Here is a 22392-nt window from a genome sequence, read left to right as displayed (position 1 = left end):
GGTCTCGCGCGCTAGCGTGCGTGGCCATGACAGACGGCGCCGAGCACGGAGGTACGGGGATGAGCCTGTCCAGACGCGGATTGCTGGCCGCAACGGGGGCGGCGGGGGCCGCCGGGGCACTCGGCGCCACGCCCTCGGCGGCGGCCGGGCGCCCCGGGCGGTTCCGGGTGCGTACCGGCTTCGACCGGCTGGCCGCCGACGGGTACGCGCTCCTCGCGGGCCAGAAGGTCGGCGTCGTCACCAATCCGACGGGCGTCACCTCCGACGTACGCCACATCGTCGACGTCATGCACGCGGACGAGCGGGTGAATCTCGTCGCCGTCTTCGGACCCGAGCACGGCTTCCGCGGGACCGCGCAGGCGGGCGGCTCGCAGGGGCGCTACGACGATCCGGCGACCGGGCTGCCGGTGTACGACACGTACGTGAAGAGCGGGCAGCCGCTCGCCGACATCTTCACGGCGTCGGGCGTGGACACGATCGTGTTCGACATCCAGGACGCGGGCGCGCGCTTCTACACGTACATCTGGACGCTGTACGACTGCATGGTGGCCGCCGTGCTCGCCGGCAAGCGGTTCGTGGTGCTCGACCGGCCGAACCCGGTGACGGGGCGGGCGGCACTCGGCCCGGTCCTCGACAAGGCGTTCGCGACGTTCGTGGGGCGCGAGCCGATCGCACAGGCGCACGGGATGACGGTCTGCGAGCTGGCCCGGCTCTTCAACGGCGAGTTCCTGACGCGGCCGGTGGCGCTGGAGACGGTGAGGATGTCGGGCTGGCGGCGCGGCGACTTCTTCGACCGGACGGGCCTGCCCTGGGTGCCGCCGAGCCCCAACATGCCGACGCCCGACACGGCGCTGGTGTACTCCGGCACGTGTCTCTTCGAGGGCACGAACCTGTCGGAGGGGCGCGGCACGACGCGGCCGTTCGAGCTGCTGGGCGCGGAGGGCGTCGACCGGGCGTGGGCGGAGGCGGCGAACGCGGCCGGGCTGCCGGGGGTCCACTTCCGGGAGGCGTACTTCGCACCGGTGTTCTCGAAGTTCCAGGGGAAGACGGTCGGCGGCGTACAGCTGCATGTGCACGACCGGGACGCGTACGACCCGGTGCGCACCGGAATCGCCCTGCTGATCACGGCGAAGAGGAGCTGGAGCGGCTTCGCCTGGCGGGCCGACCACTGGATCGACAAGCTGACGGGCAACACGCGCGTCCGCACGATGATCGACGCGGGGGCGGGAACGGACGAGGTGGTCGGCGCCTGGCGGTCCGACCTGGCGGCGTTCAGTTCCGTACGGCGGGAGTACCTGCTGTACCGCTGACGCTCACCGGCGGCGGAAGGGCAGCCGGCGACGGCCCGTGGCGGTGGGCCCTCGCCGGCTCCTCCGGTGTGCGTACGGTGTGCGGTCCGCCTCCTCCTCAGCGGTGCGACGGGTACTCGGCCACCATCTGGAAGGTCGGGCGGTTCTGCCAGTGCATCGCCGGGTGGGTGAGTCCGCCCACCGCGCGGTGCACGATCGAATCGGCGCACCACTGCTCCCCGGCCTTGCAGCTCTCGTCACCCGGATAGACCTCGGTGGCGGGCCGCGCGACGGCCTGCTTCAGGGTGGCGAGGAGCGTGTCGCGGCAGGCGGAGAGTTCGCCGCCGCCGCAGTACGTCCTCGCCAGCGGGCCCTCGACCCGCTGCCCCAGGACCTTGCGGAGGTCCTTGTCGACGTAACTCCACCAGCCGTACTGGAAGGCGGAGCCGGCGTGCGCCCCGGTCGGGCCGTGGCCGGCCGACGGCGCCTCGTCGGTGCTGAGACTCCTGGTGAGTTCGCGGTACAGCTCGTCGCCGAGTCCGGGCCTGAACTCGGCCTCGACGAGCAGCGGCCACCAGGCGTCCATGATCCGCACCGCGTCGGGATGCGTGTAGGTCCGCGATCCCTGCGCCGTCTCCCGGCGCTGGGTCCCGGCCGCGCGCCAGGACTCCAGTTGCTGGACCGCCCCGGCGAGGTCGGGGTCGGTGACGGGCTTCGAGCGCAGCACCTTGAGGAGTTCGGGCAGGACGTCCTCGCCGCGCAGGTCCGTGACGGCCGCCTCGGCCATGGCCCGGGTCAGGGAGGCGCGGGTGACGCCGCCGTCCGCGACGAGCTTCCCGACGCGGTCGTCGAGGAGGTCGCCCCGGTGGACCGAGCCGTTGCCGAAGCCCGCCGCGGTGTAGTCCTCGGCCTGCTTGTTGTTCCAGGAGATGTAGTAGTCCTGGCCGGTGGACTGCGGGTGCTCGGCGGGCCGGGTGTAGGCGGCCGTGTTGAACAGCGGGTCGAAGTCCCGCCATTCGTACGCCTTCTCCGCCTTCACCGGCAGCGAGGCGTCGACCCCTTCGGCGCGCACCGGGTTCATGCCGCTGTTGTAGTAGGCGGCGGTGCGCGAGTCCGCGTAGAACCAGTTGAAGGCGTAGTCGATGCTCTCGGCCGCCTTCTGGAAGGACGCGGCGTCCCGCACGTACGACGGGTCGTTGAACATCTGGAAGCCGATGATCGAGTCGGCCTCGTGGCGGTAGGTCGAGCGCAGCGAGGTGTACGCGACGGGCTTGCCGCCGACGGTGGCGCGGTGCGTCACCGTGCCGTACTTCGTGCGCCAGACCTGCATCCGGTACGAGCCGGCCGCGGTGGAGTCGGCCAGGGTCGGCTTCCAGGCGTTGCGCTTCTCCAGCTTCTCCATGGGGGTGCAGGCGCCCCGGAAGAGGTAGTGGGAGGACGACTTGGAGGGCGCGGCGCCGCCGGGCTCGCACAGCTCCACGGCGTACGTGTCCGTGATGTCCTGCCCGGCGGAGGTGGCCGACCAGGCGTAGTCCTGGCCCCGGCCGAGCTGTACGTACATGCCGACGCCCGCGAAGGACGCGCCCCGGGCGCTGATGCCGGGTCCCTGGAGCTCCTGGAGCATGAGCAGTTGGGGGGCGAAGTAGCCGGTCTGGGGGCCGAAGACGGCGACCGGGTTTCCGCTCGCGGTGTGCTCGCCTGAGACCAGCAGGGCGTTCGACATGCCCCGCTTCTTCGTGAAGTCGGCGCCGGGCAGCACCCCGTCGTCGTACATGCCCTGGAGGGGCTTGAGCCGCTTCGGGGCGTCGACCGGGTCCTTCCGGCCGGCCTGCCCGGCCTTCGCCGCGCCCTCGCGGTCGTACACGAGCTGCTCGGGGGTCACGGAGCCGCGGTCGGGCAGGGCCGTCCCGCGCGGGTTCTCCGGTTTGCCCGCGTACGGGAAGCGGGTGCCGTCGTTGACGGTGAGGACGGCTTCCGGGTCGTTGCGCTGGCGGAAGGACTCCCAGACCTCGGTGCCCTCGGCGACGCCGTACTTCTGCTGCGCGGCGAGCAGCGACAGCGCGGCCTGGACCTCGCCGCCGCCTCCCCCGCCGAAGAGTCCGCCGACGACGGAGGCGAGCGCGATCAGGTCGGTGACCTTGAAGGGTTTGATCTCGCCGATGTTGGTGATCGCGTCGACCTTGCCGGTGAGGACGTACTCGCCGGGGAAGTACCGGCCCTTCTTGGCCTTCTCGCGGTAGGAGTTGATGCCGTCGACGTACGCCTGCGCGTCGGCCATCGCCAGCTCGCCTCGTTCGCCCTTGGTCGTCCGTATCCGCTCGACCTGGGCCTGGAAGTCCTCCTCGGTGTACGGGGCCTGCGGCCAGAACTGCTGCTCCAGGCCCTGGTTGGCGAGGGCGCCGCCCGCGAAGGAGGTCAGTTCGCCGCGGCCGATGTGCCGGAAGAGGTCCATGAGCCAGAGCCGGTCCTGGCCCGCCGCGTAACCGGCGCCGAATTCGGTCCCGTAGCGGGTGGTGCCCTTGATGTGCGGGACGCCGGTCGCCTTGTCGCGGGTGATGGTGACGTCGTCGCGGGGCCGGATCACGGAGGCCGCCTGGCCCTCGGGGACGCCGAAGGAGCCGTCGTTGAAGAAGTCGGTCAGTTTTTCGTCGGTCAGGCCCTGGTGGCCCGCGACGAGGGCGTCGTACTTCGCCATCTGGTCGGAGCTGTGCGCGGGACGGGTGCCGAGGACGCGGTGGGCGAGGATTTCGGCGAGGGTGGCGTTGCCGTTCTGACCGGGCGGCAGGATGTCGTCGCACTGGCCCCGGCAGTGGTCGGTGACGGGGCTCGCGACCTGGTCGGGGGCGGTGTCGGCGGTGGCCGTGGGCAGGGGGGACAGCAGGCCGGCGGCGAGGGCAATCACCGCTGCCGACAGGGCTGTTCTGTGCCGTGCGGGACCGGTACGTCGTCGTCGCATGCGTGGGCTCCTTGGGGGAGGACGGTGCGACGGAGGTTACTGGCGGTACGGTGCGGCCGGAAAGTGAGCATGCGTCACCTTTTCGAAATCCCCACTGATAAGGTCCATTCGATTTTCGATGGAGCCGAATGGGGCACCCGTACGTCCACTCTGTGACGCCGAAGTACCAGCGACGGAGGTGGCAAGTGCAATGGCCGGTTTCCGAAGTCTTGCGAGACAGGTGCGCGACCCGCGGTGCGACCTGGCACTGCGGCGGTATTCGCTGCGCAAATGCTTGGAGCGATTTGCCCCTTATGGGCACCGGGCGACCTGGGATCATCTGTGTTCGAGGCACAGGATCGAACCGGAGGACAGGGCGCCCGATCCTGCGCGGCTGGTGGCCGCGCTCGACGAGTTGGAGGAGGCGCGGGCCGTCTGGCTCGCCTACGAAGTGGAGTTCGCCCACCGCCGCAAGCGCGAGAAGCACGACGGGCTGCGGCGCCCCGGCTCCTTCGACGACTGGCACCGCCGCACCTGGGGAGGGTGCGGAGTGGCCTGGTGCGACGATCCCGCCGTCCATCCGGTGGCACCGCTCGGCGACGTACTGCGCCGGCTGATCTCCGCCCTGGAGTCCGACCCCGGGGAGACCTGCCCGGTGTGCGCGGAGAGCAGGATCGTCTGGAGGCAGGGGCTGGCGCACGACCCGTGGTTCGGGCCGGTCTGCACGGGCTGCGGAATACTGGTGCCACAGCCCGTTCTGACCCCCGAGGCGCTGGCGGAGTCCAAGAGAATACGGCGCAGGGAACTGGCGTCCGTGGCGTGAGCGCGCGGGGGCGCGGCGCCCGTACGGCCGCCGCGCCCGCGCGTTGCCCGTGCCGCGACCCCCCGGGTGGTCCGGAGGCTCCGGGGGCGGCTCAGACGCGCCGCTTCTCCCTGGCCCCCTGCCCGTTCCGGCGCTCCGGGAGCAGCCGGGAGCCCGCCATGCGCTCCCCGATGACGTCGTCGGGGTTGGACAGTACGCACGTCTCCAGCGACAGACAGCCGCAGCCGATGCAGTCGGTGAGGTGGTCGCGGAGCCGGCTGAGCTGCGTGATGCGCTCGTCCAGCTCGGAGCGCCACGCCTCGGAAAGCCGCGCCCAGTCCTCGTGGTTGGGCGTGCGCTCCTCGGGAAGTTCGGCCAGGGCGTTCCTGATCGTGGCGAGCGGGATGCCGACGCGCTGGGCCGCGCGCACGAAGGCGACGCGACGCAGGGCGTCACGGCCGTAGCGTCGCTGGTTGCCCGCGGTCCTGCGGCTGGAGATCAGGCCCTTGGACTCGTAGAAGTGAAGGGCGGACACGGCGGCGCCGCTGCGCGCGGACAGCTGGCCGACCGTGAGCTCGTGGATCTTCTCTGGTATCTGCGGCACTCCCCGAACCCTACTGGGCCTCCGTTGACAGAACCCGGGAGCCCAATCATGCTGAGCAAGCGCTTAGACACCCAAGTGGTCGGAGCTTGATGGTGCAGCCGTACGAGAGGCAGGGGCCGGGACATGGCAGAGCCGAGGATCTTCACGTCCGCCGAGGAACTGCGCGCCGGGGTCGGCGAGCAGATGGGGTACAGCGAGTGGCTGGAGGTCGACCAGAAGCGGATCGACCTGTTCGCCGAGGCGACCGGTGACCACCAGTGGATCCACGTGGATCCGGAGAAGGCCGCGGCGGGCCCGTTCGGGACGACGATCGCGCACGGCTATCTGACCCTGTCCCTGCTGCCGGCGCTCGTCCCGCAGATCATGCGGGTCGAGGGCATGAAGATGGGCATCAACTACGGCTCCAACAAGGTGCGCTTCCCGGCCACCGTGCCGGTCGGCTCGCGCCTGCGGGCGACCGCCGTGCTCAAGGACGTGACGGAGGCGGGCGGCGGCGTACAGGTGACGGCCGTCGTCACGGTGGAGCGCGAGGGCGGCGACAAGCCGGCGTGTGTCGCGGAGTCGGTGTCCCGCTACTACTTCTGAGACGCTCGCCCCCGCGCCGCTACGGCCCGCGGGCCGTTACCGGTTCTTCGCGGCGACCATCCTGAGGACGAGGTCGGCGTACAGCTCGCCGACCTCGTCGGGCGTCCTGCGTCCCTGGGCGTTGAACCACCGCGCCACGTCGATGCACAGCGACAGCACCGCGAGCGTGGTGCCGGGGACGTCGGGGACGTCGAACTCCCCCGCCTCCACACCGTCGTTCAAGATGCGGCGCACGGCCGCGTCGGTGCGCCGGCGCAGCTCGACGATCTCGCTCCGGTGCTCGTCGCTGAGCGCGTCGAGTTCGTACTGGACGACGCGCGCGGTGGTGTGCCGTTCCGCGTGCCAGCGGACGAAGGAGCGTACGGCGCCGTCGAGCCGCTCGGCGGCCGTGCCGGGGGCCTGCGACGCGGCCTGGAGGATCTCCAGGGCCTTGTCGTGCCCGATGCGGCTGATCCGGTGGAGCAGCTCTTCCTTCGTCTTGTAGTGGATGTAGAGCGCCGCCGGGCTCATCCCCGCGCGGCCCGCGATGTCGCGGGTCGTGGTCGCGTGGTAGCCGCGCTCCGCGAACGCCTCGACGGCGGCGACCAGGAGCTTCCTGGCCGCCTCGGGGGTGACCTCACCCCACGGCGTGGCCGTGTCGTCGCGTGGCTCGGCCGATTCCTCCGCCGCACTCATGGCTCGCCCCTTCCGTCCGACAGGAACGAACACCATACCCCGAAGGTGAGCAAGCGCTTAGAACCTGCCGGTACTCACAGCTTCTGGAAGGGGTCGTGCTCGGCGAGGAGCTTCTCCAGGCGGGCCTGGTCGACACGGCTCACGATCTGCCCGGCCTCCTGCCGGTCCCTGATCACCTTGGCGAGGGTGAAGGCAGAGGTCACCAGGTACAGGACGCCGATGCCGAGAAAGGCGCGCACCCACGGGTCGGCGTCCATGTACAGGATGCCGAGGGTCACCGCTCCCAGGGCCACCACGAAGGCGGCGACCGCCTGCCCGTAGTAGGCCGTCGTGTTCTGCTGCTTTACCGGTGTGTCGCTCATGACGACAGCATGGCCAGGAGCGGCGCGGGTCACATCCGCTCACGTACTCACCTCAGGTACTCAGGCGCCGGACGGCCCGACGGCCCCCCGCGCCTGGTTCAGAAGGCCGAGACTCCGGTCAGGGCGCGGCCGATGACGAGCTTCTGGATCTGGCTGGTGCCTTCGTACAGCGTCATCACGCGGGCGTCGCGCAGCAGTTTGCCCGCCGGGTACTCGTCGATGTAGCCGTATCCGCCGAAGACCTGGAGGGCGTTGTTCGCGGCCCGTACGGCGGCCTCCGACGCGAAGAGCTTCGCCGTCGACGCCTCGGTGACGAAGGGCCGGCCGCGGTCGATCAGATCGGCGACGCGCCAGGTCAGCAGCCGGGCCGCGTCGACGTCCACCGAAATGTCGGTGATCAGCTCCTGTACGAGCTGGTGGTGCGCGATGGTCCTGCCGAACTGCTCACGCTCGGTGGCGTACTTGACGGCCGCGTCGAGGGCGGCCTGGGCTATGCCGACACAACCGGCGGCGACCGACATGCGGCCCTTCGCGAGGGCCGACATGGCGACCGAGAAGCCCTTGCCCTCGGGCGCCATCATCGCGGAGGCGGGGACGCGTACGTCCTCCAGGAACAGCTCGGCGGTCGCCTGTCCGCGCAGCCCGAGCTTGCCGTGGATCTCGCGGCGGGTGAGACCGGGGGTGTCGGTGGGGACGAGGAACGCGGAGACGCCCTTGTGGCCGGGGGCGTCGGTGGAGCGGGCGAAGAGCAGCACGACGTCGGCCCAGGTGCCGTTGGTGATGAACATCTTGGAGCCGTTGACGACGTAGGTGTCGCCGTCGCGCACGGCGCGGGTGGTGAGGTTCCCGGCGTCGGAGCCGGTACCGGGCTCGGTGAGCCCGAAGCAGCCGACCAGTTCACCGGAGGTGAGGCCGGGCAGCCACTGCCGTTTCTGCTCCTCGGTCCCCCAGTGCGCGATGGTTTTGGCGGCCAGACCGAGCGATACGGACACGATGCCGCGCACCGACGAGTCGCCGCGGCCGAGTTCCTCGGTGACGAGGCAGTACGCGAGGTGGTCGCCGCCGGAGCCGCCGTACTCCTCGGGGATCGTCAGGCCGAGGAAGCCGAGCCCGCCGAGCTTCTTCACGATCGCGCGGTCGACGCTCTCGGCGCGGTCCCACTCGACGACGTGCGGCCTGATCTCGCGGTCGGTGAAGTCCTTGGCGAGCTGCCGCACCGCGGTCTGCTCCTCGCTGAGCTCCAGATTCATCCCGGCACCCCACTCGTATCCCGGTTAATTAGCACTGCTAGTTTCTGGCTGGCATGCCTACTATGTGCCGCATGGCCCGACCGCGCAAGCCCCTCCTCAGCCGTGACCGCATCGTCGGCGCGGCGAGTGCGCTCGTGGACTCCGAAGGGCTCGGCGCCGTCTCCACGCGCCGGCTCGCGGCAGAGCTCGGGGTCAGCGGACCGTCGCTCTACAACCACTTCCGCAACAAGGACGAGATCCTCGACGCGGTCGCCGACGGGGTGAGCGCCAAGGTCGATCTGTCGATGTTCGACCCGGCGGACGGCCGCGACTGGCGGACCGCGCTGCACGATTACGCCGTCTCCTACCGCGCGGCCCTCACCGAGCACCCCAACATCGTTCCGGTGCTCGCCCGCGGCCCCGGCCGGCGCCCGGCCGGCCTGCGGGTGGCCGACGCCGTGTTCGGGGCGATGGTCCGGGCCGGGTGGCCGCCCGCCCAGGCGACGTACATCGGCGCGCTGATGCGGTACTTCATCACCGGCTCGGCGCTCGGCTCGTTCGCGAGCGGCTTCGTCGACGACGAGACGGCGTACGACCCGGAGGACTATCCGCACCTGGGCCAGGCGCATCTCCTCGCGGAGCGGCGGCAGAAGGTCGACGAGGGCGCGTTCGAGACGGGGCTGCGGGCGCTGATCGAGGGTCTGGCGTTGCAGTACGAGCAACTCTCACCCGCCAAGGAGCGGCCGGGGACGGTTCGGCGGACGCCGAAGGGCCGCTGACGCATCCTGACACCATGAACTCCGTACACTCCGCCGCGTCCCCGGTGGCTTCCGCGTCTCCGGCCCCCGCGACACCCGGGTCCGCGGCCACCGTGTCCGTGTCCCCCGCCGGGCGGCTCGCCGCCCTGGCCACGCTCCTCGCGGACGAGACGCGGGCCTCCTTCTGCCTGGCGCTGCTCGACGGGCGGGCCTGGACGGCCGGTGAACTGGCGCGTCACGCGGGGGTGGCCGCTTCCACCGCGAGCGAGCACCTCGGCAAGCTGGTCGCGGGCGGCCTGCTCACCGAGGAGCGGCAGGGCAGGCACCGGTACGTCCGTCTCGCGGACCCGGCCGCCGCCCACCTGGTCGAGGACCTCGCGGGGCGGGTGGCACTGCCGGGAGACGGGCAGGGCGACGCGCCGCGCTCGCTGCGGGCCGCGAGCGCGAGCAGCGCGATGGCGCGGGGCCGCACGTGTTACGACCACCTCGCCGGACGGGTCGCCGTCGTGATCGCGGACGCGATGACGGTCCGGGGTCTGCTGGTCCAGGACGCCGGGTTCGCGCTCACGGAAGCGGGGCTGGACTGGTTCGGCGCGCTGGGCATCTCCCTCGCGCACACGGGTCGGCGCCCGTTGGTCCGTTCCTGCCTCGACTGGACCGAGCGCCGGCCGCACCTGGCGGGGACGGCCGGGGCGGCGCTGTGCCGTCACGCGCTGGACGCGGGATGGTGCGTACGCATCGGCTCGCAGCGGGCGGTGAAGGTGACGCGGGAGGGGGCACGGGCGCTCGGGAGGTCCTGGATGTCGAGACGCGGGCGCTGGGCCTCTAGTCCCGTACTTCGCGGGTCGTTGATTCGTATGGTGTGACCGGTCCGGGAGTGTCCCGGGCCGGTCGCAGGGCGTTGGTCCGGATGTGTCGATGACTTCCCGGTCCCCGCGGCCACGATCTGAGCGTCAGCGCCTTGAAGTGGTGGTGACGTCCGTGGTGGAAAAGCGTCTGGGCGCTCTGCCTGTCGCTGCCGAGTTTCTGCGCCGGCTGGACGTGGCCGGGATCGTCGACGAGGTGTGTCCAGGCGGCGCGAGCGCGCATCTGACGCACGGGCAGGTCATCGAGGCGCTGGTGGCCAACCGGCTGACCTCGCCCGCACCGCTGGTGCGCGTCGGGGACTGGGCCCGCACCTGGGCGGTGGAGGAGGTCTTCGGCATCACACCAGACCTCCTCAACGACGATCGCCTGGCCCGTGCGCTGGACGCGATCGCCCCGAAGCTGGAAGTCGCCGCCGGCACCGTCGGCGCGCGGGCGATCACCGAGTTCGGGATCGACGTCTCGCGGCTGCACTGGGACATGACCAGCATGTCCGTCCACGGCGCCTTCCCCGCCCAGGACCAGGACGAGCAGTACCCGCTGATCGCCTGCAACGGGCATCCCAAGGACCGGCGGCTGGACCTGAAGCAGATCCAGACCGGGCTCGCGGTGACGGCCGACGGCGGGATCCCCGTGCACTCCCGGGTCTTCGACGGCGCCGCCGCCGAGGTCCGTCAGGTCGTCGGCGCGATGAACGACCTCAAAGCGATGGCCGGCACCCGCGAGTTCTTGATGGTCGCCGACTCCAAGCTGGTGTCCTACTCCAACATCACCGCCCTGCTTGAGGCCGGGGTGGAGTTCGTCGCGCCCGTCCCAGCCGCGCAGATCAAGGACGAGGTCTACGCGGTCCTGGATCCTCAGCGGGGCGAGCCCGTCGACCGGGTGCCTGACGGGACGAGAGGAAACCCGAGGCGGAACGGGAGACCTACCGGGTCCTGGAGGACACCCACACGCTGACCGGCCGCCGCAAAAGCGATCCGCCGCTGACCGTGCGCCGGATCCTGGTCCACTCCACCGCCGTCGCGGCCGGCCAGCAGGCTGCCCGGGCCAAACGACTGGCCAAAGCCGCCGAAGACCTCGACAGGCTCACCGCCGCGGCGGGCGGACGGCACTACAAGACCAGAGAGAAGATCGTTGCCAGGATCGGCGTCATCGCGACCAAGCGCCGCGTCACCTCCTGCCTGCGCTGGCACATCACCACCGACGAGCACGGCACCCCCAGCCTCACCTGGCACTTCGACCAGGACGTACTGGGAGCCGAAACAGCCGTCGACGGCTGGTGGGCGCCGATCACCAGCGTCCCGGCCGAGAAAGCCGGCCCGGCCCACGTCCTTATCCATTACAAGGGCCAGGGCACCGTCGAACGGCGTTACCACGACTTCAAGGGCCCCCTCGCGGTGGCACCGGTCTTCGTGCAGCACAACCGGCGCGTCGCCGCGCTGATCCAGGTCATCTGCCTGGCCCTGCTCGTCTTCTGCCTGATTGAGCGGCAGGTTAGACGCGCGCTCGGCCCCGACGAGACCATGCCCGGCCTCTACCCGGACAACCGCCGCGTCCGCCCCACCGGCCGGATGATCCTCTACCAGCTCGGCGAACTCACCCTGCGGATCGGCAACGTCACCGACCCGCCAACCGTCCAGATCAACCGCGGCGTCCAACTCCACCTCCTCGACCTACTCGACACCGACATCACGCAAACCCGCTGGCCACAGACCAAAAACGGTCACCCGCGAAGTACGGGTCTAGTACGGCGCGGCCGACGCGCCGCCCGTTCACGTGCCGCGCCCCTCGTCCCGTGCGGCGGACCCGCTCCAGCACAGTTCGGCGCGCGCCGAACGGTCACGGCCCTACCTTCAGGGGCATGACGACATCCACCCCGGACGCCCGCGCCGTGCTCCGCGACCCCCGGTTCCTCGTGCCGCGAGCGCCCTCCGGCGGCGCGCCCGGCACCATGCGCTGGCTGCGCGCAAGCGTGGCCCGCTTCAGCAACGGCGCCGCGCACACCCGTCGCCGGGCCCTGGCCGAGGGCGAGTTGGCGCGCCTCGACCCCGCCGCCCTGCGGGAAGCCGCCAGGGTTCTGACCCGGACAGCCGCCCCGGACGCGGCGCCCTATGTACCGGTGGCCGTCCTGGGCGCCGCGCTCGGGGCGCGCGGGGAGGTCGTCGCCGCGACGCGTGCGGTGGCGGCGGCGTACCAACCCGGCGCGGCACCGGAGCTGACGGCACGCGCCGACCAGGGCGTACGCACCCTGGCCGGCCTGCTCCCGGACGGCGGGCCCGAGAGCGTCGCGAACCGGATCGGGCTTCTCGTGCAGACCTGCGACGCCACCGCCGCACTGATCGTCAACGCCCTCGCCCGGGCGGCCGAGCGCCGAACCGGCCTCCCCGTCGATGACTTGGTGGCCGACACCCTGCGCCTGGCCCCGCCCGTGCGCCGCACGCGGCGCGTCGCCGCCGCCGGAGCCGCGCTGGACGGCCGGCCCGTGCCCAAGGGCAGCGACGTTCCCGTGGACCTGGCGTCCGCCGACGCCCCCTTCGGCCACGGCATCCGCCCGTGCCCCGGATCACGGCACGCCCTGGCCCTGGCCTGCGGCGTGCTCGACGTACTCCTGGAGGACAACCGCTCGTGAACCAGCACCGGTACGACGCGTTCCGCGACCTGCACCACCGGCCCGGGACCCCGCTCGTCCTCCCCAACGCCTGGGACCACGCCTCCGCCGCCGCACTCGCCGCGGCCGGTTTCGCCGCCATCGGTACGACCAGCCTCGGCGTCGCCTCGGCCGCCGGCAAACCGGACGCGACCGGCACGGCACGGGAAGAGACGCTCCGCCTCGGGCGCGGGCTCGCGCGGCTTCCGGTCCCCGTCACCGTGGACATCGAGGGCGGCTTCGGCGCGGACGCGGACTCGATCGCGGCGCTCGCGGCGGATCTCGTACGGGCGGGAGTGGCCGGGGTGAACATCGAGGACGGCCGCCCGGACGGCACCCTCGCGCCGCTGCCCCTCCAGCGGGAACTGATCGGTGCCATGAAGGAGGCCGCGCCGACGCTGTTCGTCAACGCGCGCACGGACACGTACTGGCTGCCGGGCCATACCGGCGAGACGGCGCGGCGGCTGACCGCCTACCAGGAGGCGGGCGCGGACGGCTTGTTCGTACCCGGATTGCAGGACGAGCCGGTGATCGCGGCCCTGACGGCGGAGTACAGGGCGCCGCTGAACATCCTGTACGCGCCCGGCCGGCTGACGGTCGCGCGTCTGGCGGAGCTGGGGGTGGCCAGGGTGAGCACGGGATCGCTCCTGTTCCGGGCGGCTGTTCAGCACGCGGTGGACCTGGCCGGCGCGGTGGCCCGCGGCGAGGGGGACGCGGACGCCGGGGGCGTGGTGGCGTACGCGGTGGCCGACGGCTGGGCGGACGCGTACCGGATGTGACGGAGCCGGGAGGGCGGGCACGGGCACTGCGCCCGCCCCGGGCTCCCGCCGCTCCCACGCCGCACGGGCCGCGGGCCGCCGGCTGAGCGGGAAGGTTCCCGCCCAGCCGGCGGCCCGGAAGGCCCGAGGCGGGGTCAGGACCCGGCCGGCGCCTCGGCGTGCGCCGCCTCGGCCGGAGCGGCCTCGGCCGCCGCCGCCCGGTTGGCCAGGATCTTGATCGAGACCAGGGCGATGACAGCCAGCCCGATGATGTACGCCGACACCGCCATCGACGTGCCGGTCGCCTCGAGCAGCAGCACCATCATGAACGGCGCCAGGCCGCCGCCGAAGACCGCCGCGATCTGGTAGCCCAGCGACGCCCCCGTGTACCGCATCTCCGCGGTGAACAGCTCGGCGAACAGCGCCGCCTGCGGCCCGTACATGATGCTCAGGAAGCAGCTGGTCACGAACGTGCCGACCGCCAGCCACAGCAGCGACTTCGTGTCGATCAGCAGGAACATCGGCACCGCCCACACCAGCAGCCCCACCGCGCCCAGTGCGTAGATGCGCAGCCGGCCGATGCGGTCGGAGAGCGCCGCCGAGGCGGGGATCAGGACGAGCTGGGTGAGGCTGACGCACAGGGAGACGGCGAGGACCGCGCTGCGTTCCATCTCCAGTTCGCGGGTCGCGTAGTCCAGCACCCCGGTGATGATGATGTAGAAGGTCGCGGTGTTGACGGCGAACGACCCGCCCGCGAGGAAGACCGTGCCGAGGTGCTTGGTCAGGATCGTACGCAGTGGTGAGCGCGCCGCGCCCTTCTCCTGCTCCGCCAGCGCCTGCTCGGCCTCCCGGAAGGCCGGGGTCTCCTCGACCCGTGTGTGGATGTACCAGGCGAGCACCAGCACCAGCACGCCGACGAAGAACGGCACCCGCCAGCCCCAGGACGCGAACGCGCTCTCGCTGGTCGTGGCGCCCGCGACGAGGAAGACGGTGTTCGCCGTGACGACGCCGATGGGAACGCCCAGCTGCACCAGGCTTCCGTACAGGCCGCGCTTGCCCTCGGGGGCGTACTCCGTGGCCATCAGCATCGCGCCGCCCCACTGGGCGCCGACGGCGATGCCCTGCATGACGCGGAGCAGGACGAGCAGGACGGGTGCGGCGATGCCGATGGTCTCGTACGTCGGCAGGAGGCCGATGCCGGTGGTGGCCAGGCCCATCAGCGTCAGGGCCAGGACCAGCATCGGCTTGCGGCCGTGCTTGTCGCCGAAGTGGCCGGCGATGACACCGCCGACGGGGCGGGCGAGGAAGCCGACGGCGAAGGTCGCGAAGGCGGCGAGCACGCCCGCCGACGAGCTGCCGGACGGGAAGTACAGGTCGCCGAGCACGAGGGCCGCGGCGATGCCGAAGACGAAGTAGTCGTACCACTCGACGGCCGAGGCGAGGGCGGCGGCGGTTGCCACCTTGCGCCGGTTGCGGTCGTCCGGCGTGGCTGCCGTGGTGCCCGTGAGCGGGGAAGATGCCGTGTCCATGCGGTGCACACTCCGGTGGGTGCGGGGCGGGGAGGGGGACGAGAGGGGGGTGGCTCCGAGACGTGCCGGGACCGTACCGACCGGATGGTACGGAGGTCAACGGGTCCGGGGCCGCGACTTTCCCGCCGCCTCGCCCGTCCCCGCCGCGACCCGTCCGCGGGCAGCACGAGCACCCCGGCCGCGCAGGGGCGGCCGGGGTGCCGGGGTGGGGCGTGAATCGCCCCGGGAAGGCGTTAGAAGACGACCAGCGCGCGACCGCCCTTGCCCGCGATCATGTTGTCGAAGGCGGCGGGAATGCCGTCGAGCCCGATCTTTTCCGTGACCATGCTGCCCAGGTCGAGGCGGCCGGCGCGGATGTGCCCGGCGAGTACGGGCAGGTCGCGCGCCGGGTCGGAGTTCCCGTACACGCAGCCCGTCAGCGTACGGCCGAAGTGGAAGATCTCCAGGGCGTTGAAGGTGACCTGCTGGTCCTTGCCGCCGATGCCGACGACCGTGGTGCGGCCGCCGCGCCGGGTGGAGTCCCAGGCCGTACGGATGGTGACGGCCCGGCCCACGCACTCGATCGCGACGTCCGCCCCCTGCCCGCCGGTGAGCTTGCGGATCTCCCTGGCCGTCGTCTCGGAGGCGATCAGGAAGTCGGTGGCTCCGGCGGCCCGCGCCAGTTCCTCCTTCTCCGGCGAGACGTCGACGGCGACGATCCGCCCGGCCCCGGCGATGCGGGCGGACTGGAGGACGGCGAGTCCGACCCCGCCGACGCCGAAGACGGCGACCGACTCGCCCTCGCGGACCCGCGCGCTGTGGTGGACGGCTCCGTAACCGGTGAGGACCGCGCAGCCGAGCAGCGCGGCGTCGGTGAGGGGGATGCCGTCGGGCACGGGCAGGACACAGTTCGCGGCGACGACGGTCTCCTCGGCGAACGCGGCGACGTTCAGGCCGGGGTGGAGGTCGGTGCCGTCGGCGGTACGGGCGTACACATCACCGGTGCCGGACAGGGCGTTGGCGCACAGCCACACCTCGCCGATGCCGCAGTGGTGGCAAGCGCCGCAGGACGGAGCCCAGTTGAGGGCGACCGCGTCACCGGGGGCGACGTGCGTGACGCCCTCCCCCACGGACACGACGGTGCCCGCGCCCTCGTGGCCGAGTACGGCGGGAACCGGCACCCTCATCGTGCCGTTGGAGAGGGAGAGGTCGGAGTGGCAGACCCCGGCGGCGGCGAGACGGACCCTCACCCGGCCGGGGCCGGTGGCCGGAAGGTCGATGTCGGTGATCTCCAGTGGAGCACCGACGGCGGACAGGACTGCGGCGCGGACGCGGGACATGGTGTGGGTGGCTCCCCGGCTCAGAACTGGAGGGACTTGGTCTGGAGGTACTCGGAGAGGCCGTGCGAGCCCAGCTCGCGGCCGACGCCCGACTGCTTGTAGCCGCCGAAGGGCGCGAGCGGGTTGAAACGGCCGCCGTTGATGTCGACCTGCCCGGTGTCCATGCGGCGCGCGAAGGCCACGGCCTCGGCGTCGTCGGCCGCCCAGACGGCGCCCGCGAGGCCGTAGACCGTGCCGTTGGCGATGCGCAGCGCCTCGGCCTCGTCGGTGTACTTCAGGATGGAGACGACCGGTCCGAAGATCTCCTCCTGCGCGATGGTCATCTCCGGGGTGACGTCCGCGAAGACGGTGGGGGCGACGTAGTACCCCTTGTCGAGCGGAGCCTCGGGGCCGCCCGCGACGACGCGCGCGCCCTCCTCGACGCCCTTCTCGATGTAACCGCGCACGCGTGCCTGCTGCTTGGCGTTGACCAGCGGGCCGACACGGTCGCCGACGGTGTACTTCGCCACGGCGGCGGCGGCGGTGGCCACGGCCTCGTCGTACTGGTCCTCGTGGACCAGCATCCGGGTCCAGGCGCTGCACGTCTGGCCGGAGTTGCCCATGACGTTGGCGATGCCGACGCCGACCGCCTTGGCCAGGTCGGCGCTCGGCAGGATGACGTTGGCCGACTTGCCGCCCAGCTCCAGCGCGACGCGCTTGACCGCGGCGCCCGCCGTCGCACCGATCTGCTTGCCGACGGCGGTGGAGCCGGTGAAGGAGACGAGGTCGACACCCTCGTGTTCGGCGAGCGCCTGTCCGGCGACCGGACCGAGGCCGGTGACCAGGTTGAAGACGCCGGCGGGGATACCGGCCTCGTCCACGGCCTCGGCGAAGAGCTGGGCGGTCAGCGGGGTGTCCTCGGCGGGCTTGAGGACGACCGTGCAGCCGGCGGCGAGCGCGGGAGCCACCTTCGCGACGATCTGGTGGAGCGGGTAGTTCCACGGTGTGATCGCGCCGACCACGCCCACCGGCTCCAGGAGCACGGTGGAGTTCCCGACCTTCTCCTCGAAGGAGTACGTCGCGGCCAGCTCGGCGTACGAACCGGCGACCAGGATCGGCACACCCGCGTGCACCATCTGCGAGAAGCCCAGCGGCGCGCCCAGCTCGGCGGTCACGGTTTCCGCGATCTCGTCCTTGCGGGCCACCAGCACGTCACGCAGCGCGCCGATCTTCGCGGCGCGCTCGGCGGGCGGGGTCGCGGCCCAGCCGGTGAAGGCGTCGCGGGCGGCCCGTACCGCCGTGTCGACGTCCTCGGCGGTACCGGCCGGGACGTGGCCGATGACCTGCTCGTCGGCCGGGTTCACGACCGCGATCGTGTCCTGGCCGGCGGCGGGCCGCCACCGGCCGCCGATGTACATCGCGTCATGGGCCTTCATCGCAATCCTCCAGAGCTGCTGAGCTGCCGTAGTCGTCCACAACCCAAACTAGCGCTGTTAGTTTTTGTGCGCCAGGGCCCCAAGTCCCCGGGTGCGACGGCCGGCGCCCGGTACGGCGGCGCGGCCCGGGTGGGATCGGGGGCGTGGTGAGGTCCTTCGGCGGAGGCCGGGCGCGCGAGAGCCCCTCGACCGGACCGACGGGCGGTCTGGTGGGTCGAGGGGCGCTGCTACACGTACTTCACGTCCGTGAGATGGGCGAAGACGACGACGTTCGAGGCGTATCCGGTCTTCTTGTCGAAGGTGCCGCCGCAGGTCAGGATCCGCAGCTCGGGGCGGCCGGCCCTCGCGCCGTACACCTCGGCGTCGGGGAATGCCTCCTTCTTGTACGTCCGCACGGCGTCGACGGTGAACACCGCGATCCGGTGGTCCTCCCGGGTGACGTGGACGACGTCACCGGGGACGAGTGCGTTGAGGTTGAGGAAGATGGCCGGTCCGGTCCGGGTGTCCCGGTGGCCGACGAGGAGGGAGGTTCCCGCCTCGCCGGGGGTCGGGCCGTCGCGGTACCAGCCCACCAGGCGCGGGTTGTCGACCTGCGGGGCGGCCAGGTGGCCCTGCGGTTCGAGTCCGAGGCCGACGACGGGCGCCTCGATGGTGATGGCGGGAACGGCCACACTCAGCGGCGGCGAGTGCGGCAGCGGCGGATGTACCGGGCGGGCGGCCGGCTTGGGAGCCGGCTTCACCGCCGCGGACGGGGGCGGGACCGGGCGGGGCGCCGCCGATTTGGTCGCCGCGGTGGTGACGGCCGGTGTCGGAACCACCGGCTTCGCCACCGGTGACGCTACCGCCGGCCGGGACACCGCGGGAGTCGGTACCACCGGCTTGGGCGCCGCCGGCACCGGCACCACCGGCGTCGCCACCCCCGGCGTCGGAACCGCCGGCTTCGTCGCCGGCGGGGACGGCGCCGCCGGCTTCGGCTCGGGCGCCGGGTTCTTGGCGGCCGTGTCGTGAGCGGCGGTGTCGTGAGCGGCGGTGACGACCGGCGCGTCCGGGGGCGATTCGCCGCACCCCCGGACGACACCGGTCACCAACGTCACCGTCGCGGTCGCCGTCATGGCCAGGCGCAGTCCCCGGCTCGGCCCGAGCCGGCGGCGGTAGCGGGTGTTACGCGGCGCCATTTGCGCGGCGGCGTGCCCGACGTACGAACATCAGCCCGGCCACTCCCGCGGCACCCGCGACCAGAGCGGGCGCCATGGCCGAGGAGCCGTCGTCGGTCTCGGTGCCCGTGCCCGTGCCCGTACCCGTGCCGGTGCCGATGTCCGCCGCGCCGCCGCCGCCCGCGGGTACGGCGCCACGCGGAGCGGGCTTGTTGTCCTGCTTCTTCGCGCAGTTGACCTTGAAGATCTTCTGCTTCGGGACGCCGCCCGGGAACGTCCAGCTGAGCTGGTAGTGACCGTCCGGGAGCGAGTAGTCCGCGGTGTTGCCCTTGCCGTTCATGAGTACGAGGCCACCCGACAGGATGGGCTCGACGGGGGTCTTCGGCTGCGGCGGAGTGACCGTCCAGTTGACCAGCTTCACTCCCTCGAAGTTGGACGCGGCCATGCTGAACGTGCAGACCTCGTAGTGGTCGTTGGTGTCGGCGGCGCGGGTTCCGGACTTGTGGATCTTGATGTCTCCACTGTCGCCCTCCACCGCGAGGGCGGCCGGCGCGCCCCACAGGGACACCCCTGCGAGGGCCAGCGTGGCGAGGGCGGCCATGCCCGGGCGGACACCGTGGAAGCGAAGAGATGCCGAGGTGGTCATGCGGGGCTCCTTCAAGCCGAGATGATTGTCGTACTGATCACTCGATCGCCTGATTAGATGTCACATATCGGGCGAGAAGAAGCCTCGAAACGCTGAGAAGATGTCAGATATGACCTGACTGGCCGACAGTCAGTGTCTGCCGCCCGAGCGAACGGGCCCCTTCCGCACCCGTTCCACCCCGCTCCCACGGGCGTCCGGGGAGGAGCCGCGCGGTCCCGGCGCCCGCACCGCGAGCACCGACGCGCCCACGAGGAGCACCCCCAGCATCAGAAACGGCGCCGCCGTGCCCGCCACGCCCGCCACCAGACCCGCCGACGCCGGCGCCGCGACCTGCCCGAGGCGGTTGCCGGTCAGCCGCAGGGCCAGGGCGGTCGAACGCGCCTCCGGCGGCGATGCCTGGACCACCGTGGTCATCGAGAGGGGCTGTCCGACGCCGAGGCAGAAGCCGAGGGCGGCCAGCATCAGCGCCAGCGCCCACACCGGGACCGGCAGTGCGATCCCCGCGCACAGCAGCCCGGCCAGCAGGCAGCTGACGGTCATCAGCGCGGTGCGGCCGAGCAGCCGGATCATCGGCGTCATGACCAGACGGCAGGCGATCGTCGCCGCGGCCCGCAGGCTGAGCAGCAGGCCGACGACGGAAGGGGCGATGCCCCGGTGCTCACCGACGACGGGGAGGTACGCGGTGAGGACGTCGGTCGCGGAGAGGACCGCGAGGCTGATGAGGATGCCGGCCGGCACGCCCCGCGTACGCAGGATGCGGTGGACGGGGACCTTGGCGGCGCCTTCCTTGCGCGCCGCGCCCTCCGCCCGCCGCTCGATCCGCCAGAGCGAGGTGAACGACACCGCCGCGACACCGGCCGAGACGACCAGGGCGAGGGCGCTGGTGCGGCCCATCGCACCGTCGTGCCCGGACACGAGCGCCCCGGCGGCGACCGGTCCGACGAGCTGGCCGAGGGAGGCGCCGATGGTGAAGTGGCCGAAGTTGCGGTCCTGTTCGGCCGGGGCGGACTGGCGGGCGACGATCGACTGCGCCCCGATGACGAAGCACAGGTGCCCGAGACCCATCACCCCGCTCCAGGCGGCCATCGCGGCACGGGAGTTCGCCGTACCGCTGAGGGCGCAGCCGGCCGCGATCAGGACCACACCGGCCGGCAGCAGCGGGGCGCACCGCCCGTGATCCGTCCTGCGCCCCAGCGGTACGGCCGCGAACAGCGGCAGCAGCGCGTACACGCCGGCGATCACTCCGACCGCCCGCTCGTCCGCGCCCAGGGAGAGGGCCCGGTACGAGACGGCCGGCCGCGCCATCGACACCGCCGCCTGCGCGAAGCCGAAGGCGATGACGAGGCGCAGCAACCACCCCCTGCCGCGCATCAGATGATGCCGAACACGATTCCGGCGGCGAGGACCACCAGCGAGGTGAGCGCGGCCCACTTGACGGTGAACCTGGTGTGGTCGCCGAACTCGACCTTGGCCATGCCGACCAGGACGTACACGGCGGGTACCAGCGGGCTCGACATGTGGAGCGCCTGGCCGACGAGCGAGGCGCGGGCGATCTCCAGCGACGACACTCCGTGCGCCGCGCCCGCTTCGGCGAGTACGGGCAGGACACCGAAGTAGAAGCCGTCGTTGGACATGAAGTACGTCAGCGGCAGGCTCAACAGGCCGGTCACGATCGCCATGTGGGGGCCCATGCCCTCGGGGATCGCGCCGACGAGCCAGTCGGCCATGTGCTTGACCATGCCGGTGCCGGTGAGGACGCCGGTGAACACGGCGGCCGCGAAGACCATGCCGGCGACGTTGAGCACGTTGTCGGCGTGGGCGGCGATACGGGCCTTCTGGTCGGCCATGTTCGGGTAGTTGACCGTGAGGGCGAGGGCCGCGCCGATCAGGAAGAGGACCGGGATCGGCAGCAGCTCCATGATCATGGCGGTGAGCAGCGCGACGGTGAGCCCGGCGTTGAACCAGTAGAGCTTCGGGCGCAGTGTCGGGCGGTCGGGGTCGAGCCCCTGGAAACCCTCGCCGTCGGCGGCGTACGCCGGACCGGCGTCGGCCGCCTCCGTACCGTCACCGGCGCCACCGGCGCTCTTGCGCGGCTCCTCGCCGCCGCCGCCACCGGCCGCGACCAGCACGTCGGCCTGCGCCTCGACCACCTCGTCCAGCGTGAGGTACCCGAGCCGCTTGCGCTCCCGCAGGCCCAGCACGTACGCCAGCACGAAGACGAACAGCAGGCCCACGGCGAGGGCCGGGATCATCGGCACGAAGATGTCCGCCGCGTCGAGCTTCAGCGCGGTGGCGGCGCGGGCGGTCGGCCCGCCCCAGGGAAGGGTGTTCATGACGCCGTTCGCCGTGGCGGCGACACCGGTCATCACGACCAGGCTCATCCCGAGCCGCTTGTACAGCGGGTACATCGCCGAGACGGTGATCATGAAGGTGGTCGAGCCGTCGCCGTCGAGGGAGACGATGGCGGCGAGGACGGCTGTTCCGACCACGACCCGCATGGGGTCCGCCTTGCAGAAGCGCAGGATGCCGCGCACGATCGGGTCGAAGAGACCCACGTCGATCATCACGCCGAAGTACACGATGGCGAACATCAGCATCGCGGCGGTGGGCGCGAGGTTTCCCACACCTTCGAGGACGTAGTCGCCGAGCTTGGCGCCCTGCCCGACGAACACACAGAACAGTGCCGGGATCAGCACCAGCGCCGCGATCGGCGACATCTTCTTCATCATGATCAGGACCAGGAAAGTCGCGATCATGCCGAATCCGAGGATTGTCAGCATTTGGGGTACCTAACGTTCGCCCTTGAACTCCCACCAGGCCA

At 71.8% G+C, this 22392-nt stretch carries 21 protein-coding genes; 9 read left to right on the top strand and 12 right to left on the bottom strand.

The window, feature by feature from the left end; genetic code table 11:
- The first annotated feature begins 59 nt into the window (after positions 1-59).
- Positions 60-1310: an exo-beta-N-acetylmuramidase NamZ family protein gene (locus tag AS594_RS27450; RefSeq protein ID WP_069935462.1), complete on the top strand. Its 1251-nt coding sequence runs from the start codon at positions 60-62 to the stop codon at positions 1308-1310.
- 97 nt (positions 1311-1407) lie between these two features.
- Here the strand turns inward: AS594_RS27450 and AS594_RS27445 are convergent, their stop codons facing one another.
- Positions 1408-4245 carry a penicillin acylase family protein gene (locus AS594_RS27445; RefSeq protein ID WP_069935461.1) on the bottom strand — a complete coding sequence of 946 codons (2838 nt, stop codon included), beginning with the start codon at positions 4243-4245 and terminating at the stop codon, positions 1408-1410.
- A 190-nt stretch (positions 4246-4435) separates the two neighbouring features.
- Here AS594_RS27445 and AS594_RS27440 point away from each other — a divergent pair, with 190 nt between their 5' ends.
- The gene (locus tag AS594_RS27440) at positions 4436-5047 is read left to right on the top strand and encodes a hypothetical protein (protein WP_069929522.1); all 612 of its coding nucleotides are present in this window, start codon (positions 4436-4438) and stop codon (positions 5045-5047) included.
- Between the two features lie 91 nt (positions 5048-5138).
- Here AS594_RS27440 and soxR read toward each other — a convergent pair whose 3' ends face one another.
- Positions 5139-5630, bottom strand: coding sequence for a redox-sensitive transcriptional activator SoxR (gene soxR, locus AS594_RS27435; RefSeq protein WP_069935460.1), 492 nt, complete (start codon positions 5628-5630; stop codon positions 5139-5141).
- 123 nt (positions 5631-5753) lie between these two features.
- Here soxR and AS594_RS27430 point away from each other — a divergent pair, with 123 nt between their 5' ends.
- A complete protein-coding gene (locus tag AS594_RS27430; RefSeq protein WP_069929520.1) occupies positions 5754-6215 on the top strand; it encodes a MaoC family dehydratase in 462 nt (153 codons plus the stop codon).
- A gap of 36 nt (positions 6216-6251) precedes the next feature.
- Here AS594_RS27430 and AS594_RS27425 read toward each other — a convergent pair whose 3' ends face one another.
- The 3 genes from AS594_RS27425 to AS594_RS27415 all read right to left on the bottom strand — a co-directional run bounded on the left by AS594_RS27425 (position 6252) and on the right by AS594_RS27415 (position 8502).
- On the bottom strand, positions 6252-6890 hold the full coding sequence (locus AS594_RS27425) for a TetR/AcrR family transcriptional regulator (RefSeq protein WP_069929519.1): 639 nt from the start codon (positions 6888-6890) through the stop codon (positions 6252-6254).
- Between the two features lie 74 nt (positions 6891-6964).
- On the bottom strand, positions 6965-7252 hold the full coding sequence (locus tag AS594_RS27420; RefSeq protein WP_069929518.1) for a YiaA/YiaB family inner membrane protein: 288 nt from the start codon (positions 7250-7252) through the stop codon (positions 6965-6967).
- A 98-nt stretch (positions 7253-7350) separates the two neighbouring features.
- On the bottom strand, positions 7351-8502 hold the full coding sequence (locus tag AS594_RS27415) for an acyl-CoA dehydrogenase family protein (protein WP_069929517.1): 1152 nt from the start codon (positions 8500-8502) through the stop codon (positions 7351-7353).
- A 71-nt stretch (positions 8503-8573) separates the two neighbouring features.
- On the opposite strand from AS594_RS27415, the gene AS594_RS27410 reads away from it, so the two are divergent.
- The 6 genes from AS594_RS27410 to AS594_RS27385 all read left to right on the top strand — a co-directional run bounded on the left by AS594_RS27410 (position 8574) and on the right by AS594_RS27385 (position 13529).
- Positions 8574-9260, top strand: coding sequence for a TetR/AcrR family transcriptional regulator (locus tag AS594_RS27410; protein ID WP_069929516.1), 687 nt, complete (start codon positions 8574-8576; stop codon positions 9258-9260).
- 14 nt (positions 9261-9274) lie between these two features.
- A complete protein-coding gene (locus AS594_RS27405; RefSeq protein ID WP_079148759.1) occupies positions 9275-10105 on the top strand; it encodes an ArsR/SmtB family transcription factor in 831 nt (276 codons plus the stop codon).
- A 115-nt stretch (positions 10106-10220) separates the two neighbouring features.
- Positions 10221-11060, top strand: a complete 840-nt coding sequence (locus AS594_RS46325) for an IS1634 family transposase (RefSeq protein WP_240509096.1) — start codon at positions 10221-10223, stop codon at positions 11058-11060.
- A gap of 32 nt (positions 11061-11092) precedes the next feature.
- Positions 11093-11968, top strand: a complete 876-nt coding sequence (locus AS594_RS46320; protein WP_240509095.1) for a hypothetical protein — start codon at positions 11093-11095, stop codon at positions 11966-11968.
- Positions 11965-12732, top strand: a complete 768-nt coding sequence (locus tag AS594_RS27390) for a hypothetical protein (RefSeq protein WP_069929515.1) — start codon at positions 11965-11967, stop codon at positions 12730-12732. Before AS594_RS46320 ends, AS594_RS27390 begins: the two co-directional genes overlap by 4 nt.
- Positions 12729-13529 carry an isocitrate lyase/PEP mutase family protein gene (locus AS594_RS27385; protein WP_069929514.1) on the top strand — a complete coding sequence of 267 codons (801 nt, stop codon included), beginning with the start codon at positions 12729-12731 and terminating at the stop codon, positions 13527-13529. Before AS594_RS27390 ends, AS594_RS27385 begins: the two co-directional genes overlap by 4 nt.
- 134 nt (positions 13530-13663) lie before the next feature.
- Here the strand turns inward: AS594_RS27385 and AS594_RS27380 are convergent, their stop codons facing one another.
- From AS594_RS27380 to AS594_RS27345, 7 genes are all read right to left on the bottom strand, one after another.
- The gene (locus AS594_RS27380) at positions 13664-15037 is read right to left on the bottom strand and encodes an MFS transporter (RefSeq protein ID WP_069929513.1); all 1374 of its coding nucleotides are present in this window, start codon (positions 15035-15037) and stop codon (positions 13664-13666) included.
- 233 nt (positions 15038-15270) lie between these two features.
- Positions 15271-16356 carry a Zn-dependent alcohol dehydrogenase gene (locus AS594_RS27375; RefSeq protein ID WP_069935459.1) on the bottom strand — a complete coding sequence of 362 codons (1086 nt, stop codon included), beginning with the start codon at positions 16354-16356 and terminating at the stop codon, positions 15271-15273.
- 20 nt (positions 16357-16376) lie between these two features.
- Positions 16377-17771: an aldehyde dehydrogenase family protein gene (locus tag AS594_RS27370; protein WP_069929511.1), complete on the bottom strand. Its 1395-nt coding sequence runs from the start codon at positions 17769-17771 to the stop codon at positions 16377-16379.
- A 227-nt stretch (positions 17772-17998) separates the two neighbouring features.
- Positions 17999-18628, bottom strand: a complete 630-nt coding sequence (locus AS594_RS41330) for a class F sortase (protein ID WP_420877902.1) — start codon at positions 18626-18628, stop codon at positions 17999-18001.
- 304 nt (positions 18629-18932) lie between these two features.
- On the bottom strand, positions 18933-19571 hold the full coding sequence (locus tag AS594_RS27355) for a hypothetical protein (protein WP_069935458.1): 639 nt from the start codon (positions 19569-19571) through the stop codon (positions 18933-18935).
- Positions 19572-19700: 129 nt separating this feature from the next.
- The gene (locus AS594_RS27350) at positions 19701-20942 is read right to left on the bottom strand and encodes an MFS transporter (RefSeq protein WP_069929508.1); all 1242 of its coding nucleotides are present in this window, start codon (positions 20940-20942) and stop codon (positions 19701-19703) included.
- The gene (locus AS594_RS27345) at positions 20942-22351 is read right to left on the bottom strand and encodes a CitMHS family transporter (RefSeq protein ID WP_069935457.1); all 1410 of its coding nucleotides are present in this window, start codon (positions 22349-22351) and stop codon (positions 20942-20944) included. The genes AS594_RS27350 and AS594_RS27345 overlap by 1 nt, the downstream gene beginning before the upstream one ends.
- Positions 22352-22392: the final 41 nt, after the last annotated feature.

This window comes from Streptomyces agglomeratus, from assembly GCF_001746415.1.
GTDB classification, from domain to species: domain Bacteria; phylum Actinomycetota; class Actinomycetes; order Streptomycetales; family Streptomycetaceae; genus Streptomyces; species Streptomyces agglomeratus.
This window is presented reverse-complemented; position numbering and strand designations above follow the sequence as displayed.

Coding starts and splice junctions, on each gene's coding strand:
- AS594_RS27415 (WP_069929517.1), bottom strand. CDS start 8,502: ATGAATCTGGAGCTCAGCGAGGAGCAGACCGCGGTGCGGCAGCTCGCC.
- AS594_RS27380 (WP_069929513.1), bottom strand. CDS start 15,037: ATGGACACGGCATCTTCCCCGCTCACGGGCACCACGGCAGCCACGCCG.
- AS594_RS27345 (WP_069935457.1), bottom strand. CDS start 22,351: ATGCTGACAATCCTCGGATTCGGCATGATCGCGACTTTCCTGGTCCTG.
- AS594_RS27350 (WP_069929508.1), bottom strand. CDS start 20,942: ATGCGCGGCAGGGGGTGGTTGCTGCGCCTCGTCATCGCCTTCGGCTTC.
- AS594_RS27430 (WP_069929520.1), top strand. CDS start 5,754: ATGGCAGAGCCGAGGATCTTCACGTCCGCCGAGGAACTGCGCGCCGGG.
- AS594_RS27445 (WP_069935461.1), bottom strand. CDS start 4,245: ATGCGACGACGACGTACCGGTCCCGCACGGCACAGAACAGCCCTGTCG.
- AS594_RS27355 (WP_069935458.1), bottom strand. CDS start 19,571: ATGACCACCTCGGCATCTCTTCGCTTCCACGGTGTCCGCCCGGGCATG.
- AS594_RS27440 (WP_069929522.1), top strand. CDS start 4,436: ATGGCCGGTTTCCGAAGTCTTGCGAGACAGGTGCGCGACCCGCGGTGC.
- AS594_RS27425 (WP_069929519.1), bottom strand. CDS start 6,890: ATGAGTGCGGCGGAGGAATCGGCCGAGCCACGCGACGACACGGCCACG.
- AS594_RS27405 (WP_079148759.1), top strand. CDS start 9,275: ATGAACTCCGTACACTCCGCCGCGTCCCCGGTGGCTTCCGCGTCTCCG.
- AS594_RS27370 (WP_069929511.1), bottom strand. CDS start 17,771: ATGAAGGCCCATGACGCGATGTACATCGGCGGCCGGTGGCGGCCCGCC.
- AS594_RS27375 (WP_069935459.1), bottom strand. CDS start 16,356: ATGTCCCGCGTCCGCGCCGCAGTCCTGTCCGCCGTCGGTGCTCCACTG.
- AS594_RS27420 (WP_069929518.1), bottom strand. CDS start 7,252: ATGAGCGACACACCGGTAAAGCAGCAGAACACGACGGCCTACTACGGG.
- AS594_RS27390 (WP_069929515.1), top strand. CDS start 11,965: ATGACGACATCCACCCCGGACGCCCGCGCCGTGCTCCGCGACCCCCGG.
- AS594_RS27410 (WP_069929516.1), top strand. CDS start 8,574: ATGGCCCGACCGCGCAAGCCCCTCCTCAGCCGTGACCGCATCGTCGGC.
- AS594_RS27450 (WP_069935462.1), top strand. CDS start 60: ATGAGCCTGTCCAGACGCGGATTGCTGGCCGCAACGGGGGCGGCGGGG.